We start from the raw sequence: 18281 nt of genomic DNA on the forward strand, positions 1-18281 counted from the left end.
CCTGATATTTATACGGTTTCCGAACCATGGAGATGTGTCAGGTTCAGGTGACCTTGATTATGTAAACTGATTGTGTTAAACTAGTAATATATTAACAAGGCGAGGTTTTAAAAAGCTATTTATTCTTGTAATGAAGTTAGCCCACATGGCATGCTTTCTATAACACTAAATGTTGAATTGGGATGAGTTCAGCGGGCACTAAATGCCCCACTACGTACTCATTTTTTTATTGTTTACATTTATCCACTATTAAACTACGCGAGTTATGTTTTTTGCTATTTACACAACCTCCACTTTACATCTAGCTGCCTAACCCGGCGGTTTAATCCTTCTAAAAAGTCATACTTAGGTATGAGTACAAATGATTGAATCATTTCTCCGCAGTAATTATGATTCTTAAAAAAATCCTATGTTCAAGCTGCCCATAAAACGGGCAGATGTTTCCCATTCATACTGTTATTTAGCTGTTATGTTGCAAAGCATAATGAAAATAAGAGTTTTTCCTATTTTCATTTATTATTCATTAAAGTGTCTTGTATTTATAATATGTGAAAACATATACAAAGAAAGGAATGGTAAGATGAAGAATGCCCAAACAGCAGATTTTAAAGAAAAAGAAGAGATAAAAGATGATTATTCGTACGATAAAGTACCAGTTGAAAAAAGGAATATGGGCTGGTTTAGTGTTACCAACATTACCTTTGGAATCGCTACAGCTATATTTTACTTTCAAATGGGAAGTGTAATGGCGCTTCAATTTGGGGCAGTTAACGCAATCATCTCAGCCATTTACGCAATTGTTGTCGCTGGAGTACTCGGAACAATCATTGCTTATTTGTCAGCTAAATCTGGAATGAATGTTAATTTATTATCCAGAGGAGGATTCGGATATATAGGTGCCTCATTGACCTCTATTATTTACGCATCCAACTTTATCATGTATTGTGCATTTGAAGGCATGATATTAGTTGCTGCGATACATGCATTTTTCCCTTTCATCCCAGTATGGCTTTTAATCATCATCTTTGGGTCAGTCGTTATACCCTTAAATTGGTTTGGGATCAAGCAGTTGGATAAATTGCAAAAATGGTCACTGCCAATCTTCGGAGTTTTTTTAATAACCACTATCATAATTGCATTCAATAAAACCTCACTTTACGACGGAAACTTTTGGACCTATTTGCCAGAGGGTGTACAAACGGGAGGAACAGCTTTGCTGCTCTGCATCGGGATGCAGCACGGTATAATGGGGTTAACCGCTCTTCTTGGTTCAGATTATGCACGGTTCCTAAAACCAAAGGATATTAAAATTGGTTCATTCATGATTGGGTTTGTCCCTCAAATTTTCTGTTTTGGAGTAATGGGCGGACTTGGAATATGGTTTGGTGTTCGTTTAGGTGAATCCAATCCAGGTGTTTACATTGTATCGCTCCTTGGTTTAGGCGGAGTCCTATTTACTTTGTTGACTCAAATCAGAATAAATATTACCAATATTTATAGTGCTTCACTTTCACTATCTAGTTTTTTTGAGAATGTTTTTAAATTTAAACCAGGCAGACGTTTTTGGATTGTAGTGGCTGGGGTAATATCAATGGCATTGATGCTAGGCGGCATACTGGATCATTTAGATACGGCCATGACATTCCAAGGGGTTTTTCTTTTGACTTGGGCAGCTGTTTTGGTTACTGATTCTTTAGTTGTGAAAAAGATATTAAAGATTGGTCCTAGTTATTATGAGGCTAGACAAGAAAATTTGCATAAATGGAATCCTGTTGGAGTCATTCCGTTAGTTACTGCAAGTGTTTTAGGTACGGTTGCAGCATTAGGTTATATGGGGTTGTTTTTACAAAGTACAGCAGCCTTTTTCGCGGCAGTTTTAGCTTCTATCCTTACTGTAGTTATAGCAGTGCTGACAAATGGAAAATATTATAGCATGTGTAATGCAGACGAGAGATCGGAAGAAGATTATATGGCGTCGTAAGTTGTTATTTAAAGTGTATATAGTGAAAAGGGAAATAACCAGGGGGTTATTTCCCTTTTTTCTATTTCCGGTTTTATTCCGTTAATTAGAAAAGGTTAATGGTTCCTAAAACGTGGTAAAGAATAAGTAAATGGGATAGGAGATGGTACAATGGAACCGCAAAAGCAAAACTTTTATATTAATATTCAATCTCACGAAATAGCTAGAGATCCGTATCACTCAGAATGGGATTTCAAGGTGGAAGCAACCGAGCAGGAGATTGCGGAGCTGGAACAGTTGTTTGATGAGAACCATAAAACGGATTGGGAGAGTTATATGCGTTCCCATGTCCCTTTTCTTGAATATCACCATGATCCTCAAAATAAAGAATTTGACCAGAGATTGCAGGCTATTTATGCTTGGATTTATGTTCAGGGAGATGCTAAAACCCGGGAACAGATCAACAGCTTGGGAATCTTCGGGAATAAGCTGACAAATGACCAAAATAAAAACTTTAAATAGTAAGAAAATGTTTAATAAGAAAATAAATCATATCCAATAAATCTATAAAAAAAGACATCCTTCCAGCCCTATTTTTCTGTGCAGGGGGGATGTCTTTTTTATAGCAGTTAGGACATTCCTCTTCCGATTTCGTAAGGTGCTTGTTTAACATCTTTTGCGATTGCTTCCATGTTTTCATGCTTTGTTAATGTTTGGGGAGCTATAGATTTTCTTTTAGCATATTGGTTACTTTTGCTCTTTCCTCATCGGAAACGATTAAATAGTAGATTCCGCTGATTTTTGTACCTATACCCTGAATTTCATACTGGGATATATTGTTCCTGCTGGCGCGGTAGTTTTTTTGGATATTCATCATGTCGTCGAATGTCATGTTTGTTTTTACATTATCACCAAGAGCCTTCAGTATATCATAAAAGCGGGTAATAGAAGATACGCTAACAGCCTTGTCAAGAATGGCTGTTATAACCTGCCGTTGGCGTTTGTTCCTGCCAAAATCGCCTTCTGGATCAAGGTGTCTCATTCTAACGTAACCTATTGCTTTGTCCCCATTAAGCTCAATATCTCCTTTGGTGTAATGGTATCCCTTTTCATAATAGCCCTCATCAATCCAGTCCAAATCATTATAAACGGTAATCCCATCTACTGCATTTACAAGGGCATTTAATGCCCGCATATTTACCCGAATAAAATAATCCATCTTTACACCAGTGAAATTTTCAACCGTTTCTATCGCCATTTTCGGTCCGCCAAACGCATAGGCATGATTAATTTTATCAGTTGTTCCATGCCCAATAATTTCCGTTCTTGTATCACGTGGTATGCTTACCATTTGCATCGTTTCTTTTTTTGGATTCAATGTCATGGCAATTAAGGTATCGGATCTGCCTCTGTCACCTGTCCACTCGTCAACCCCGATAAGCAAGATCGAGATGGGCTGGGGGAATTGAGGGGACTGCTGCTCCGGGGAAGATTCTGATGACTCGCTGCTTTGACTAATGACTGGTTTACTCTGTGGTCTGTTCAATTTTATAGTTTCATGCATTTCATTAGCAGTATCTTTAACGGAATTGTAGAAATAAAAAACGCTGCCCCCAATTCCAATTGCTATCACAGCAATAATACTGGTGATTATTTTTAAGATTTTTTTCATATGCCATATCCTTTCCTAAAAATATTGCTTAGTAATCTGGGGAAGCTATTATTCTCATCAATTCTATAAAGCGGATAACCAATTAATTTAAACGTAAACAGCAGATGCACAATTAATAACTATGCCTTACAAAAAATGAATATGAGCCTTTAGTCTTAAAAAATACCTTAAAGCCAGTACATCTTCACGTCATTAATCCCCTTGGACGAGCATAACTATAAATAGACATATTTCATTGTACTAATTTAGTGGAGGTAAATTATGGACGAAAGGCTTTCCTTAAGAGAGGGAATAAAGGTTATTAGGAAGTGGCTGTGGCTGATTATATCTTTGGGCTTTGGAGCATCACTAATTGCAGCAATCATTAGTTTCTTTGTCCTAAAACCTGTTTACCAAAACAGCTCGCAGTTTTTAGTGAATCAGAAGAATCCGGCTCCCGGGCAGGTGTTTTCTGAGAACGATATCCGTACAAATGTGGAGTTAATCAATACCTATAAGGCCATTATTCTTAGTCCGAGGATATTGGACCATGTTGCTGAGGAATTAAAACTGAATTTACCCCAGAGGTTAGCAGAAAAAATCGAGATCTCAAGTGAAGAGAGTTCACAGGTTGTTACGGTACTTGCAAGTGATCATGATCCTAAAATGGCAGCTGATATTGCCAATACAACAGTAAATGTTTTTCAGTCAGAAATCCCACAGCTAATGAATGTGGATAATGTGGAAATCTTATCACCAGCAGTGATTCCAACTGCCCCGAAACCCGTTTCACCCAATAAAGTATTAAACATTGCAGTTGCTATGATATTAGGTGTCATGGTAAGTGTCGGGATTGCCTTTTTAATGGAATATTTGAACAACAAGATTAAAACAGAGGACGATATAATAAAAAAATTAAAAATCCCTGTTCTGGGTGTTATTTCTCATGTTGATGATAAAGAGATATACAATGTAGTGCAATCTGTCCAGGAAAAAGAAGGAGTGATGGTTGGAGATGCGTCGTAAAGTGCATAGTAAAAAATCAGCAATGCGTCATTTAATTACAAAACTCAACCCGCGCTCTTCTGTTTCTGAACAGTACCGGACAGTGAGGACAAACATACAGTTTGCCTCTGCAGGTGAGGATGTACAATCTATACTCGTGACTTCAGCCTCTCCCGGTGAGGGAAAGTCGATGACAGCAGCCAATCTTGCTATTGTCTATGCCCAGCAGGGAAAATCTGTTTTGATTATAGATGCAGACTTACGGAAACCAACAATCCATTATACCTTTTGTATTGATAATTCCAGGGGACTTAGTAATATTCTGGTTGGTGAATCAACACTCTTGGAAGCCGTTATTTCTAGTGAAATTGAAAATCTGGATATACTTGCCTGCGGTCCGATTCCACCCAACCCAGCTGAACTGCTTGCTTCAAAACGAATGAATGCTTTGCTTGAGGAAGCAAGAAAATTTTATGACATTATTCTGTTTGATACGCCTCCCGTTTTAGTAGTGACTGACGCTCAAATTCTAGCAAATTTATGCGATGGGTCGGTTCTGATCGTAAGGAGTAAATTAACACAATTTGAAGTTGCACAAAAAGCAATCGAAGTTCTTAAGGCTTCGGATGGAAAAATATTAGGAACCATTTTAAATGATTCAAGTAAGAAAGAGTCCCACTACTACTATAGCTAGGCCTCTATCAATTTACCTAGAAGTGACTTCAAATTTTGAGGTCATTTTTTTTATATTTAAACAATTCTAAATTATGAGCAGATAGTCATATTCATAAAAATCGCTACATAAATTGAAATAGTCTTTGGTACTAGAAAAGGGGAGTGTAATTCCCGTAAAAAGGATGAAATTTGATTAACAATAGTTAAAGAGTAATCATCCAGCGGTGGGATGGGTTACATAATTTTTTTTGAGAAACCAAATCAATACCTAAAGAATTACTTAAGTCAGAACTTCTGTTAAAAGGCTAAAAGCTAGGACAGCCCTTTCCAATTTGGCAATTATGGAAAGTTGTATTTTAACAGCTGAGATAGAAATTAAATAAATGCTGGAAAGCAAACTAATGGAGGAAGCTATAAAATTAGCTGTATCAATTGGGGGAGTATTCATGAATATTGCGGTTGTTGGTACGGGGTATGTTGGTCTTGTTACAGGTGTAAGTCTGTCAGAAGTTGGCCATCACGTAATCTGTATCGATATTGATGAGGCAAAGGTTGGGAGGATGAGAAAGGGGATATCACCTATCTATGAACCGTCTTTAAGTGATTATATGAAAAAGAACATTAAAGAAAAACGTTTGTTTTTTACGACTGACCTTGAAGAAGGAATTGGGAAATCTGAGGTAGTCTACATTGCTGTTGGGACCCCTGAAAAGGAGGATGGTTCAGCCAATCTAAGTTTTGTTCTGCAAGCTGTTCAGGATATCATCAAATATATCAAACAAGACACGATAATAGTTACTAAAAGCACGGTCCCAGTAGGCACTAACGATAAGATCAAACAGCTAATTTACGAAAACTTACCTAATGAAGTAAAGGTTGATATTATTTCAAATCCTGAGTTTCTAAGAGAGGGATCTGCAATTCATGATTCCTTTCATGGTGACCGCATTGTCATAGGAGCAGATAGTGATGAAGCAGCAAATATATTAGAAGAAATAAATAGGCCTTTCGGTGTGCCAGTATACAAAACTGATATCCGTAGTGCTGAAATGATTAAATATGCATCGAATGCTTTTCTTGCCACCAAGATCAGTTTTATTAATGAAATTTCGAACATTTGTGAACGTGTAAATGCCAATGTAGAAGAAGTTGCCAATGGCATGGGCCTTGACCAGCGAATTGGAAACCAATTTTTGAAAGCAGGTATTGGATATGGGGGCTCATGTTTCCCAAAAGATACGAAGGCACTTATCCAGATTGCCGGAAACGTAGATTATGACTTCGAATTACTAAAAGGCGTTGTGAACGTAAATAAGCAGCAGCAGGGTCTCCTTGTAAGAAAATTAACAAAGCGGCTTGGTTCTCTGGCAGGAAAGAGAATTGCTGTCCTAGGCCTGGCATTTAAACCAAATACAGATGATATGCGCGAAGCACCTTCTATCCTGATTATTGAAGAACTTGCCAGACTTGGAGCCCTTGTGGTTGCCTATGATCCAGTAGCAATGAAGAATGCGAAATCGCTTATATATAACCGGATTCAGTTTGCCAATAGTGTGGAAGAAGCAATTCTCGACTGTGATGGCGCATTAATTGTAACCGAATGGGAAGAGATTAAGAGTATTGATCCAAAGATATTTGATACCATGGCGTATCCACTTGTAATAGATGGCCGGAATTGTTTAGATCTCGAAACACTGAGAGCAAACAAAATTGAATATCATTCAATAGGCAGACCTGCAGTTATAAATATGGAAGTTAAGACTTACATCTGACTAAGTAATTACCATAGAGGCATGGGGTGAACATTCTATATGAGTATGGAAACTTCCCAGATTAAATCCGCTCCTTCCAATACACCAGCTGCTCCACTAAAAGATAAAGCCTCAATATCACCAATATATTCCTTCGGAAAACGCAGTCTCGATATTATAGGAGCCATTTTAGGTTTGGTTATTGCATCTCCCCTTTTCGTACTTGTTAGTATTTTGTACTGCTTTGGTGAATCTAAAGGGCCGTTATTTTTTAAACAGCAGCGATATGGCAAAAATGAAAAACTCTTTTATATTTATAAGTTTCGATCCATGGTAGTGAATGCTCATGAAATACTAAAAAAGGACAAAGCGTTATATCAAAAATACATTCATAACAATTACAAACTTGAACAGGATGTGGATCCTAGAATTACCAAATTGGGCCGGATCTTGCGAAAGTTTAGCTTTGATGAACTCCCTCAATTAATTAATGTATTAAAAGGGGAGATGAGTTTAGTCGGTCCCCGTCCAATTGTTGAAGAGGAATTGAAGGAATATAAGCATAGAGTGCATGAACTCCTTGCAGTAAAACCGGGAATGACGGGATATTGGCAGGTGTGCGGTCGAAGTGATGTTGGTTATCCCGACAGAGTAGATCTGGAGCTTTATTATGTTTACCACCAGTCCATGTATTTTGATATAAAAATATTGGTTAAGACTTTATTAGTAGTAGTTTTGAAAAAAGGTGCCTATTAATAAAAAACGGGAAGTGTGATTATTTTTATGGATAATCAGCCAGAAAAGATTAGTGTCATTATTCCTACTTTTAATAGAGAAAGTCTTGTCATGGAAGCAATAGAAAGCTTAAGAAACCAAACCTATAAAAATCTTGAAATTATTGTTGTAGATGATTGCTCTACGGATAATACCCAAAGTCGAATAGAAAATGAGCATGATCCCCGGATAGTTTATGTACGGCATGAATTTAATCAGGGAGGGTCTCAAGCAAGAAATACGGGGATTCAAAGGGCTACAGGTAATTATATTGCCTTTCTTGACTCTGATGATCAATGGCTTCCATCAAAGCTAGAAAAACAAATGGAACTTTTTAAAAAAAATCTTCATGCTGGTGTTGTTTATACAGGTGTAAAAAATATTTCAGGCATAGCCCTAAGATCAGTCATAATCCACAAAAATAAAGGCAAAATCTTATTCGAGCTATTAAAGAAAAATTGTGTAGGAACGACATCGACTGTAATCATTAAAAAAAACCTTCTATTAGAAACAGGCGGGTTTGATCCTGAATTGCCAAGCTGCCAGGATTGGGATTTATGGGTTAGATTAGCTCAAATTACTGAGTTTGATGTTGTGGAGGAAGCACTTGTTCTTTTTAATGAACATGGTGGAGACAGAATTACAACAAATGTCAGGTCTGTAATAATGGGTCATTTAGCCTTTTATCAAAAGTACTTACCTTTAATAAATGCATTAAATAATAAAGACTATTATTTAGCCCATGTAAATATGGCGAAAATAATGGTTAGAACTGGGATTGTAGGTAAGAACAAGACAGCCATAAAGAAAGGCAGAGATTTTTTAAAGCTCGCAATAAGGGCATACCCCTTTTCCATAAAAATGATTCTCATGTACCTAGGAACTTTCTTAAGCAAAAATATGCTCTTTATTATATATTCGTTCTTTAAAAAGGACACATCTCCTTTTTTAGTACCGGGTCATCAGTCATCTGGGAGCCATAGAAGCCGGGAATTATCATAATGAGAGGAGTAAAACATGTCTAGAATAGCTGTCTTAATACCGGTTTTTAATAATCAAAATGGTATATCGATAACCCTTTCATCAATGATCAATGAAAGCGGACTAAATGTAGACATTTTTGTTATTGATGATGGAAGTGTTCCTGCTATAAACTGTCCGGATAAAATTAATGGACATAATGTCTTTGTTATAAGAATGGAAAGAAATGCCGGAATTGAACATGCTTTGAATTATGGACTGAAGATTATTCAAAATCATGGCTATGGCTATATTGCCAGAATTGATGCCGGAGACACTGTCCTAAAAAACAGGTTTAGTAAACAGGCAGATTTCCTATCTTCAAATAAAGACGTAGCTTTGGTAGGTTCGTATGCTGATTTTAATACGAATGATGGGAAATTCTGTTTTACCTTTAAGCCGCCAACAAAATTTAAAACGATTAAAAGAAAAATGCATTTAAATTCATGCTTTAGTCACCCTGCTGTTATGTTCAAATCGGAGATTCTGGATGCGCTTGGTCCTTATTCCCTGAATTATAAGAGTGCCGAGGACTATGAGTTCTTCTTTAGAATAACAAAGAAATACAATGTTGCCAATTTGGCTGAAGTGTTATTGGCTGAAGAGTATAACGACACGGGAATCTCTGCTGTAAAAAGACGGCAACAACTGTTAAGCAGAATGAGAATTCAACTGAAGTACTTTGATCTCAAAGAAATATATAGTTACCTAGGCTTAATCCAAACCATGGGTTTATTCCTTTTTTCAAGAAAAGTAGTTGATCTTTTAAAAACAAATTTTTAGTGGTTATTATATAGAAAAAAATGGAGATGGGCTATGAGAAAGAGGGTTTTAATTATTTGTGAGACGCTGAGTGGGGGTGTCCGAAAGCATATCATTAATGTTTTACAGCATCTTTCTCCTGAAAAATTTGAGATTGCTGTTGCATTTGGAGAACAAAGGGCGGATCAAGTTTTTTTGGATTTTGCCACAAGAAACAAAGACAGATATCAATTTTATCCTATTGCTGCCTTTATTAGAGAAATAAATCCTATCCAAGATTTAAAAGTTATTTTTAAATTACAAAGAATCATTAAGGAATTCCAGCCGCAAGTTATCCATTGCCATAGTTCTAAAGCAGGTGGTGCAGGAAGAGTAGCAGCCATCTTTGGGAAATCTCATAAAATTTTTTATACACCGCACGGTTATATTATGCAGTATCCCTACTTAAGTAAACAAAAAAAACAGCTGTATGGATTAATAGAAAAATATCTTGGCAGAATAACAGATTGTACAATAAATGTTTCCAAAGGAGAACAAAAGGTCGGAAACCAATACAATGTTTTTCGTTCACAGAGAACAAAGGTTATCTACAATGGCATAGAGGATCTGAATCCTCTATTGGCTCCGATTGTTAAAGAAAATAAAAAAGTGATTATTGGTACCCTGGCTAGGTTTGACCAATCGAAGGATCCGCAAACCTTTCTGGAAATATCAAAAGCTATCGTAAACTCCAATCCGAATGTCGAGGTTTGGTATGCAGGGGAGGGTGAGTATTTTAAAGAGGAATTTTTAAAAGCAATAAAGAACATCCCACAGATAAAGTATTGCGGATTTCTTAGTTCGACCGATCAATTCCTAAACGAAATTGACCTATATTTATCAACCTCTCTTCATGAAGCCTTGCCATATTCAATTATAGAAGCAATGTCAGCAAAAAAGCCTATTGTCGCAACCAATGTTGAAGGAAATAATGAGTTGGTAATTCATGGATACAACGGATTCCTGTATTCCCCAGGAAACGCAGAAGAAGCATTAAGCTATCTACAAAAACTTGTTCATAATGAAGATATTGTTGGGGAATGCCAAAAAAACAGCTATCGGTTATTTAAAAATCATTTTCATATCCAGACCATGATTAGCAAGTTGGAAGAGGTATACGATATGTCATTTTAAGGAAAGCCCCTATAACGGAGTTGAAAGCTTTGTATCAGATGAAAAATTATTTATCTAAAACACTGCTCATTGGATTTCTATCTTTGGTACTTGGATGTACTGCAGCTACTTTACCATCTGCTGTAAATATTACAGATAACAATTCTTATTCTATTGTAATAATTTCTCTAATTGGAATAGCAGGAGTGATTGTGTTATTTCTTTTAAATTGGGAACAATTATTATTTTTATTTGCATTGAGCCTTGGATTTCAGCTCTATGACCCGTCACCATACGAAGCTTTTTTCTTTATATTGATTCTCATGTTTTTAGTAAAGAAAGTTCCGATGAATGGGAAAATGTTTAATAATTTTATATTCGCCCTGCTGTTTTTATTTCTTGTATTTGGTACATTTTCTATTTTCTTTTCGATTAATATTTATAAAGCTGCTGCATGGCATTTAATAACTGTTTATCTTGTAATGAGTGCATTATTTTTATTCTTGGTCATAAAAAATGATAAACAGTTCAGTTTTTTTCTAAAAGGATATGTAGTTGGAGCAGTGATTAATAGTATCTGGGGTTTTATCGTTTATTTCGCTGGTAAAAGTGAGGGTGGCCGTTTAAATGGCTTCTTTCAGGATCCAAATATATTTAGCCCTTATATTATTATTGCCAGCATGCTGGTCATTGAGGACATTCTATCTCCAAAATTATTTAGGTCAAAACCATTTAAAGTTATATCTGTCGTTCTGCTTGTTGGTTCTGTTGTCTTAGCAATGTCACGTGCGGGATGGATAAACCTTGCATTCGCATTACTACTATACCTAGGGGTTAAAGTACTAAAGAGGCAGCTTAGGCCAGGTTTTTTTATAAAATTGATTCTTATTCCACTTGTTCTGTTTTTATCTGTTCATTTCTTTTTCCCGGATTTAACGGATTTAGCAAAAAAACGATTAGAAGAGAGGACAACGCTTCAATACTATGATAATGACAGATTTGAAGCTCAAAATTTTACCTTAAAGGTAGCTGAACATCATCTTTTCGGTATAGGACCGGGAGAAATTACAACCATTTATTATATGGATCCTCATAATTCATACTACAGGATATTCGCGGAATATGGCTGGTTGGCCGGCAGTTCACTGATGCTTCTTTTTTTAACCCTCGGATGGATCTTAATGAGAAAGAGCCTCTCTTTAGATAAAAAAGAATTTAATATTTACTTAGTTTTTCTATGTACACTAGCTGGAACGCTGGTCAACATCTCAGTTGTCGATGCTCTTCACTGGAGACATTTCTGGGTTTTTTTCGGACTATGCTGCTATTGTATTTTTATTAAGAAGGAACAGGCTCTAAAAGGGGAAATTCAATGAACAATTTACTAGGAAGTCGATTATTTGGAAATATCATTTCTTTAATTGTTCTGCAGGGGAGTAATTACCTTTTTCCGCTACTTACATTTCCCTATTTAATTCGGACGCTGGGAATAGACAATTATGGGGTTCTGGTTTTCTGTGTCAGTATGATGCAATTTTTAAATGTTTTTATCGACTATGGTTTTAATATTTCCGGAACGAAAGATATTTCTATTCATAAACAAAACCAGGAGAAAATAAATGATATTTACAATGTAATCATGACTATAAAATTCATGCTTGTTTTGCTAGTGGGTATCATTTATATTTTCGTCATTGAAATGGTCCCTTTTTTTAGAGAAAACAGGACTGCTTTTCTTTTAGGACTTTTAATTATTACAGGAAATGCCCTTTTCCCTATCTGGTTGTATCAAGGGCTTGAAAAAATGAAGTATATTACTTACTTCAACATTGGGGTTAAAGCCTTTGTTACCGTACTAGTTTTTCTCTTTATAAAAAATATGGAGGATTTTACTCTAGCCGTTTTGTTTCAAACTCTTTATTTCTTCCTTCCAGCTATTATTTCTATGCTGTTTGTAAAAATAAAATTAAAAATTAATTACAAGGCAGTCCTTGATATTCATAGAATAAAAGAGGAATTCATCAGGGGAAAACATATTTTTATGACTACCCTATGGGCCAGCTTTTACGGGCAAGGACCGCTTCTTATTCTTGGTTTTATTTCCGGAAGTCATGCCGCAGGTAACTATGGTATCGGGGAAAAAGTCCAGGGAGCCTTCTATGGGCTTTCGCAGCCGTTTACACAAGCATTATATCCATATATTTGCGATTTGTATGAAAGGAAGAAGGACCAATTTTATATATTTAAGCAAAAATTGCTAGGGCTGGGCATGATTTTTTCAATCTTAATCGGTATTGCATTATTGATCTTCTCCGCCCCGATAGGAGCTATTATTTCGGGAACAAATGATCCAAAAACAACCTCCTTGATTGCGTTTTTTTCCGTCATTGTTTTCTTTTCGATTATCAACACGTTACTGGTGAGAATTCTTCATGCTGTCAACTTATCTCATCTATTAAATAAAAGCTTTTCGATTGCTGCTGTTGTTTTTGTTTGTTGTTCTTTTCCTCTCACAATTTTATTTCAAGAATTTGGTATGGCCACGACCGTCATTCTAGCGGAGGGCACAGTTTTTGTCTTTAATATTCGTAATGTGCTACATGTGAGGCCAGAGGGAACTTTACAACCTACTACACAGAATAAAATGGTTTCTGGCAGTTAAAAAAGGACTAAACTATGGGCTATTTAGATGGAGGAGATGACTTTCTATGAAAAGTGATCAGAATGGGACATTTATTATTTCCCTAGATTTTGAATTATTTTGGGGTGTTCATGATATTTATAAAAAAGAGCAATATGAGCAAAATGTCCGCGGAGCACATCATGTCGTACTTTCCCTGCTGGAAATGTTTACTGAATATGGTATACATGCTACATGGGCTATTGTAGGCATGATTTATTTTAAAAACGTAGATGAATTAACCCCCTATTTTCCACAACATAAACCAAGTTATCTAAATGAAAGATTTTCTTCCTACCATTATCTTGAACATAATCGAATAGCTGAAAAGGACCAGGATCTATTCTTTGCTCCTTATCTAATTAAGAGTATTTCCTCTACGCCAAAGCAAGAGATAGCAACACATACATTTTCTCATTACTACTGCCTGGAAGAGGGACAAACAATGGAACAGTTTTCTGAAGACCTGCAGCTTGCACAGCAAAAAAGTCAGGAAAATGGATGTGAGATTCAATCCATCGTTTTTCCTCGAAATCAAGTAAACAATGATTATCTCAGGGAATGTAAACGACTGGGGATCCGTTCTTACCGAGGAAATGAAGCGAGCTGGGTATACCGTTTACAATCCACAGAAAGAAAAAGATATTTGAAGAGAGCCTTACGTCTTTTGGATCGATATATTAATATTTTTGGTCATCAGACATTTGAGCTGCCAAAGCAAGCTTCTATTGATTTGCCCCTTAATATTCCATCAAGCAGATATTTAGCGAGATGCTCACAAAGGCTAAAGTCGGTTGAAGGATTGAGATTAAAACGCATCCTTAATGATATGACTTACGCAGCACAACATGGAAAAGCTTATCACCTTTGGTGGCACCCGCATGATTTTGGCAGAAATACTGCTGAAAATATCTCATTTTTAAAGGAGATTTTGGAGCACTTTTTACTTCTGCAAAAAACATATGGATTCAGGAGCAGAAATATGAATGAAGTGACCTTGGAAATAACTCATGAAAAGGAAGAGAAACATGATCATAAAATGGAAGAAATTCTTCTTTGAAATAAGTGAGATATACGGAAATGTGGAAGATTCAGAGGAACCGCAGAAAGCAGATGTTCATGCGTTTTTTCAGCAAAATAGACTAATCGAGCTCTCCAAGTGGAATACGCTGCATAAAGAAACTCAAACATTGTGTATTGATCTCTTTAATACAGAAGAAAAGCTGCGAACGGAACTTAATAAATCAACACGTTATCAAATAAACAAAGCTGAGCGAGACGATTTAACTTTACAGGTAATTACTAATCCCAAAGCGACTGAACTGGAAGATTTTAAACACTTTTTTAACGCATATGCTAAAGAAAAAGGAATAGAATTATTCCAAGCAAAGCGATTAAACGGGATGTCAGGGAATGGTAAAGTTTTTATTACCTATGTTTATCATAAGAATGGAGATAAGCTTGCGGGACATTTGTATATAGCAGATGGTAAGCGTGCGAATATGTTTTACTCTGGCTCGGTAAGGTTAACCAATACCGAAATACCTAAAAACGATGTTGGCCGTGCCAATCGGTATCTGCATTGGCATGATATTCTCTTTTTTAAAACGGAAGGCTATCAATTATATGATTTTTTTGGAATATCACAGGATGAAAACAATAAGGATCAACAAAATATCAATCAATTTAAGAAGAGCTTTGGTGGAGAAGAAGTGACAGAGTATAGAAGCTTTGTTCCGAAAACACTGAAGGGAAATCTATTTATCTTCCTATTAAAAGTAAAATGGCGGAATCAGATAGAACTGATAAAGGGGAAGATGGTTCGAAATGAACAGAAAAAATCCCAGCAAAAAAAGGCATATTAGAGTCTTTTTAAAAGGATGTGTTTCAATTGATTGATATTCATTCTCATTTAATAACCTGCAAGTCAATCTTTTTGAACCAATAATGCCGACTAGAAAAAAACTCTTGGGATTGTTTTAAATATCTGGAACAAAAGAAAGCCAACACAGTTTTTTTTTTGCTTTCTTTTGTTCCAAAGATAAATCTGTAAGCCAGATCCGTTTTATTCAAATTAACAAAAAAAGTAAAATTATATATCCGAACGGATTGAATTGCTATTTAATGTGTTAAACTAATATGGAGTACATACTAGAGGCCTGTATACATAAATGAAGAATTTCTTTGCAGAAATAAGTATTTAAAACTATTAGGAGGTAAACATGGGAAGATTAGTTCATTTCGAAATTCATGTGAGCGACATGGAACGAGCAAAAAAATTTTATGGAGAGGTATTCGGATGGTCATTTCAAGATTGGAGTGAGTATGCAGGAATGCCTTACTTTGGTGCAGTGACTGGAGATGAAAATGAACCTGGAATTAATGGTGCTTTAATGCAGCGGCAAGGCCCTCCGCCTGAATCAAACCAACCTTTAAATGGTTTTGCTTGTACAATGGGAGTGGAAAATTACGATTTAATAGAAGCTAAAATTATTGAGAATGGCGGCGAGGTTGCATTGCCCAAATATGCTCTGCCTGGAATGGCTTGGCAGGGTTATTATATAGATCCAGATGGCAACCTTTTTGGAATTCACCAACCTGATGCAAACGCAAAGTAGAGGAGAGGATTGGTGAATAAAAGCATGGAATCCACAGACACGGCAGGCATACTTGAAAATGTGCGCAAGATCTGTCTCGCAATGCCCGAAGCTGTTGAAATAATTGACGGTTTCGGACACAAGACTTTTAAAATCAATAAGAAGTCCTTTGTAATTACGGGTGAAAGTGAACAGGGGTTCAACTTATCATTCAAGTCAAATCCTGAAACACAAGAATTATTGTTACAGAAAGAGCGTTTTTTCAAAACACCATATATAGGCCATCACGGCTGGGTGTCTATTCAAAATCCGGAGAAGGAAGACTGGGTTGAATTGTCCGATTTAATTCAAGAGGCCTATTTACGGGCAGCACCGAAGCGTTTGGTAAAGAAATGGAATGAATTGCATAAAAAGTGACGAAAGGCAGACCATCTGCCTTTCCAGGCTGTCGAAAAACATTCGATGGCCTTTTATTTTGTATGCAAACTTTAATAATTAACCGCGTTAATTTGTTAAAATGTATTAATGTAAGAATAATTCTATTTTCATGTTCTATAACGTGAATACATGAGTCGACTCTTTATCAGATTATTCTACATAAAATTACAATTATATTACATTACCGACAGAAGCATTGTTTTTAGTCCTTTTGGAATATAAACTAGAAATATAGTAGGAATATAGAATGAATGATAGGTAAATAGAGGAGATTTAAAATGATAAAAAACATAATAAAATATACAGTATCAGCTGCCCTAATAGCCACTATGTTTCAAGCAACACCTACCTTTGCAAGTCCAAACGATTCAAAAGTGACAGAAAAACAAATCCAAGATACAGAAGGTCAAATTAATGACTTTGAAACAAAGATGCAACAATTAGATAACCGAATCATGTTGTCTATGGAAAAAAGTCAAAAACTAACCGATTCTATTAAAACACAACAAAGTAAAATAAAAGAGACAGAGACTGAAATTGAAGAAGCCAAGAAAACCCTTGAAACTCACAAAGAGGTCTATTCGGAACGACTTAAAAGCATTCAATTAGAAGGAAAACTGTCAATTGCAACCTATGCAGAACTGTTGCTTTCGTCCGATAACATTTCACAGTTTTTAACTCGTTTTACTGCCATTTCTAAGATTATGGAAACTGATACCGACCTGTTGAACGGTTTAAATGAAAAAGAGCAAGCATTAAAAGCAGCTGAAGAAAAATTACATAATGAATTACACCAATTAGAACAGGATCAAGCTGAATTAGCTGTTGCACAAAGAAGTATTGAAGCTGATAAACAAGAAATAGCAAAAGAATTGGCAGCAGCCGAAGATAAATTAAAGAACCAAAAGGATCAACTAGCGGAACAACAACGCCAAGCTGAACTTGCAGCCCAAGAAGCCCGTCGCCAAGCTGAACTAGCGGCACAAGAGGCTGAACGCCAACGCCAAGCACAATTAGCTCAACAGAGGACAGTTCAGAAGTCTGGGCAGCAATCTTCAGTGAATGCAATTACAAAATCAGCACCGTCTGCTATTGTAGCTAATCTATCTGATACTGATGCGGCAAATAAACTTATTGCGTATGCAAAGCAGTTTCTAGGTGTTCCTTACGTTTGGGGAGGTACAACACCAAGCGGATTTGATTGCTCAGGATTCACTTCATATGTATATAGAAATGCACTTGGTATTAGTCTTCCAAGAGTGTCACGTGATCAGCAAAATGTTGGAACACGGGTCCCTCTAGATCAAGTACAGCCTGGAGATTTATTATTTAGAGGTTCTCCTGCCTATCATGTTGCTATTTATATTGGCGGCGGTCAATATATTCATGCTCCGCAAACCGGCGATGTAGTAAAAATCGCAACGTATAGTCCTTCTAAATTTACTAATGCTGTTAGAGTACTTCATTAAGACATGTAAACTTAAAATAGTGAAATATTTTCCCTCAGACAATTATCCTGAGGGATTTTTATTTAATAAAGAGATACCCCCTTATTCGTATTAATAAACATATTTTTACTATTTTTTTTTGTAAAGATGAAAGGACTACTTGATAGCGGCAAAGTAAAACCTGTGATTGACCGAAGTTATAAATTAAGTGAAATTAAAGAAGCTTTTACGTATTCTGCAGAAAGACATGCTCAGGGAAAAGTGGTGATCACGATGTAACTCGTAAATCCATGCTCTTTATCAAAAATCCCTCTGACTACAGGTTGGAGGGATTTTTGATTGAAAACTTTCCAAAAATTAAATCAGAC

At 36.2% G+C, this 18281-nt stretch carries 18 protein-coding genes; 17 read left to right on the top strand and 1 reads right to left on the bottom strand.

Annotated features, from left to right (window positions below; translation table 11 throughout):
* The first annotated feature begins 580 nt into the window (after positions 1-580).
* Both AC4E8C_RS05320 and AC4E8C_RS05325 read left to right on the top strand, forming a co-directional pair.
* The gene (locus AC4E8C_RS05320) at positions 581-1981 is read left to right on the top strand and encodes a purine-cytosine permease family protein (RefSeq protein ID WP_490210865.1); all 1401 of its coding nucleotides are present in this window, start codon (positions 581-583) and stop codon (positions 1979-1981) included.
* 150 nt (positions 1982-2131) lie between these two features.
* On the top strand, positions 2132-2482 hold the full coding sequence (locus AC4E8C_RS05325; protein WP_490210866.1) for a hydrolase: 351 nt from the start codon (positions 2132-2134) through the stop codon (positions 2480-2482).
* A 199-nt stretch (positions 2483-2681) separates the two neighbouring features.
* Here AC4E8C_RS05325 and AC4E8C_RS05330 read toward each other — a convergent pair whose 3' ends face one another.
* On the bottom strand, positions 2682-3632 hold the full coding sequence (locus AC4E8C_RS05330; protein ID WP_490210867.1) for an LCP family glycopolymer transferase: 951 nt from the start codon (positions 3630-3632) through the stop codon (positions 2682-2684).
* Between the two features lie 261 nt (positions 3633-3893).
* Between AC4E8C_RS05330 and AC4E8C_RS05335 the strand changes: the two genes are divergently transcribed.
* The 15 genes from AC4E8C_RS05335 (at position 3894) to AC4E8C_RS05405 (ending at position 18192) form a co-directional block, all read left to right on the top strand.
* A complete protein-coding gene (locus AC4E8C_RS05335; protein WP_490210869.1) occupies positions 3894-4637 on the top strand; it encodes a YveK family protein in 744 nt (247 codons plus the stop codon).
* Entirely contained in the window at positions 4627-5310 is a 684-nt protein-coding gene (locus tag AC4E8C_RS05340; RefSeq protein ID WP_490210871.1) for a CpsD/CapB family tyrosine-protein kinase, read from the top strand. The genes AC4E8C_RS05335 and AC4E8C_RS05340 overlap by 11 nt, the downstream gene beginning before the upstream one ends.
* Positions 5311-5737: 427 nt before the next feature.
* On the top strand, positions 5738-7063 hold the full coding sequence (locus AC4E8C_RS05345; RefSeq protein WP_490210872.1) for a UDP-glucose dehydrogenase family protein: 1326 nt from the start codon (positions 5738-5740) through the stop codon (positions 7061-7063).
* Between the two features lie 45 nt (positions 7064-7108).
* Entirely contained in the window at positions 7109-7798 is a 690-nt protein-coding gene (locus tag AC4E8C_RS05350; RefSeq protein WP_490212478.1) for a sugar transferase, read from the top strand.
* 27 nt (positions 7799-7825) lie between these two features.
* Positions 7826-8818: a glycosyltransferase family 2 protein gene (locus tag AC4E8C_RS05355; protein ID WP_490210874.1), complete on the top strand. Its 993-nt coding sequence runs from the start codon at positions 7826-7828 to the stop codon at positions 8816-8818.
* 15 nt (positions 8819-8833) lie between these two features.
* Positions 8834-9619 (top strand): glycosyltransferase, encoded by a 786-nt coding sequence (locus tag AC4E8C_RS05360; protein WP_490210875.1) that lies wholly within the window; start codon positions 8834-8836, stop codon positions 9617-9619.
* A gap of 33 nt (positions 9620-9652) precedes the next feature.
* Positions 9653-10771, top strand: coding sequence for a glycosyltransferase (locus AC4E8C_RS05365; protein ID WP_490210877.1), 1119 nt, complete (start codon positions 9653-9655; stop codon positions 10769-10771).
* Between the two features lie 38 nt (positions 10772-10809).
* Positions 10810-12126 carry an O-antigen ligase family protein gene (locus tag AC4E8C_RS05370; protein WP_490212479.1) on the top strand — a complete coding sequence of 439 codons (1317 nt, stop codon included), beginning with the start codon at positions 10810-10812 and terminating at the stop codon, positions 12124-12126.
* Positions 12123-13412 carry an oligosaccharide flippase family protein gene (locus AC4E8C_RS05375; RefSeq protein WP_490210879.1) on the top strand — a complete coding sequence of 430 codons (1290 nt, stop codon included), beginning with the start codon at positions 12123-12125 and terminating at the stop codon, positions 13410-13412. Before AC4E8C_RS05370 ends, AC4E8C_RS05375 begins: the two co-directional genes overlap by 4 nt.
* Positions 13413-13458: 46 nt before the next feature.
* The gene (locus AC4E8C_RS05380) at positions 13459-14490 is read left to right on the top strand and encodes a polysaccharide deacetylase family protein (RefSeq protein WP_490210881.1); all 1032 of its coding nucleotides are present in this window, start codon (positions 13459-13461) and stop codon (positions 14488-14490) included.
* A complete protein-coding gene (locus AC4E8C_RS05385) occupies positions 14459-15295 on the top strand; it encodes a peptidoglycan bridge formation glycyltransferase FemA/FemB family protein (RefSeq protein WP_490210882.1) in 837 nt (278 codons plus the stop codon). The genes AC4E8C_RS05380 and AC4E8C_RS05385 overlap by 32 nt, the downstream gene beginning before the upstream one ends.
* Positions 15296-15652: 357 nt before the next feature.
* Positions 15653-16048 (top strand): VOC family protein, encoded by a 396-nt coding sequence (locus tag AC4E8C_RS05390; RefSeq protein WP_490210884.1) that lies wholly within the window; start codon positions 15653-15655, stop codon positions 16046-16048.
* A 12-nt stretch (positions 16049-16060) separates the two neighbouring features.
* The gene (locus AC4E8C_RS05395; protein ID WP_490210886.1) at positions 16061-16444 is read left to right on the top strand and encodes an MmcQ/YjbR family DNA-binding protein; all 384 of its coding nucleotides are present in this window, start codon (positions 16061-16063) and stop codon (positions 16442-16444) included.
* Positions 16445-16743: 299 nt separating this feature from the next.
* Positions 16744-17934, top strand: coding sequence for a C40 family peptidase (locus AC4E8C_RS05400; RefSeq protein WP_490210888.1), 1191 nt, complete (start codon positions 16744-16746; stop codon positions 17932-17934).
* Between the two features lie 126 nt (positions 17935-18060).
* Positions 18061-18192 carry a zinc-binding dehydrogenase gene (locus AC4E8C_RS05405; protein WP_490210889.1) on the top strand — a complete coding sequence of 44 codons (132 nt, stop codon included), beginning with the start codon at positions 18061-18063 and terminating at the stop codon, positions 18190-18192.
* Positions 18193-18281: the final 89 nt, after the last annotated feature.

The organism is Neobacillus sp. SRL179, assembly GCF_984799095.1.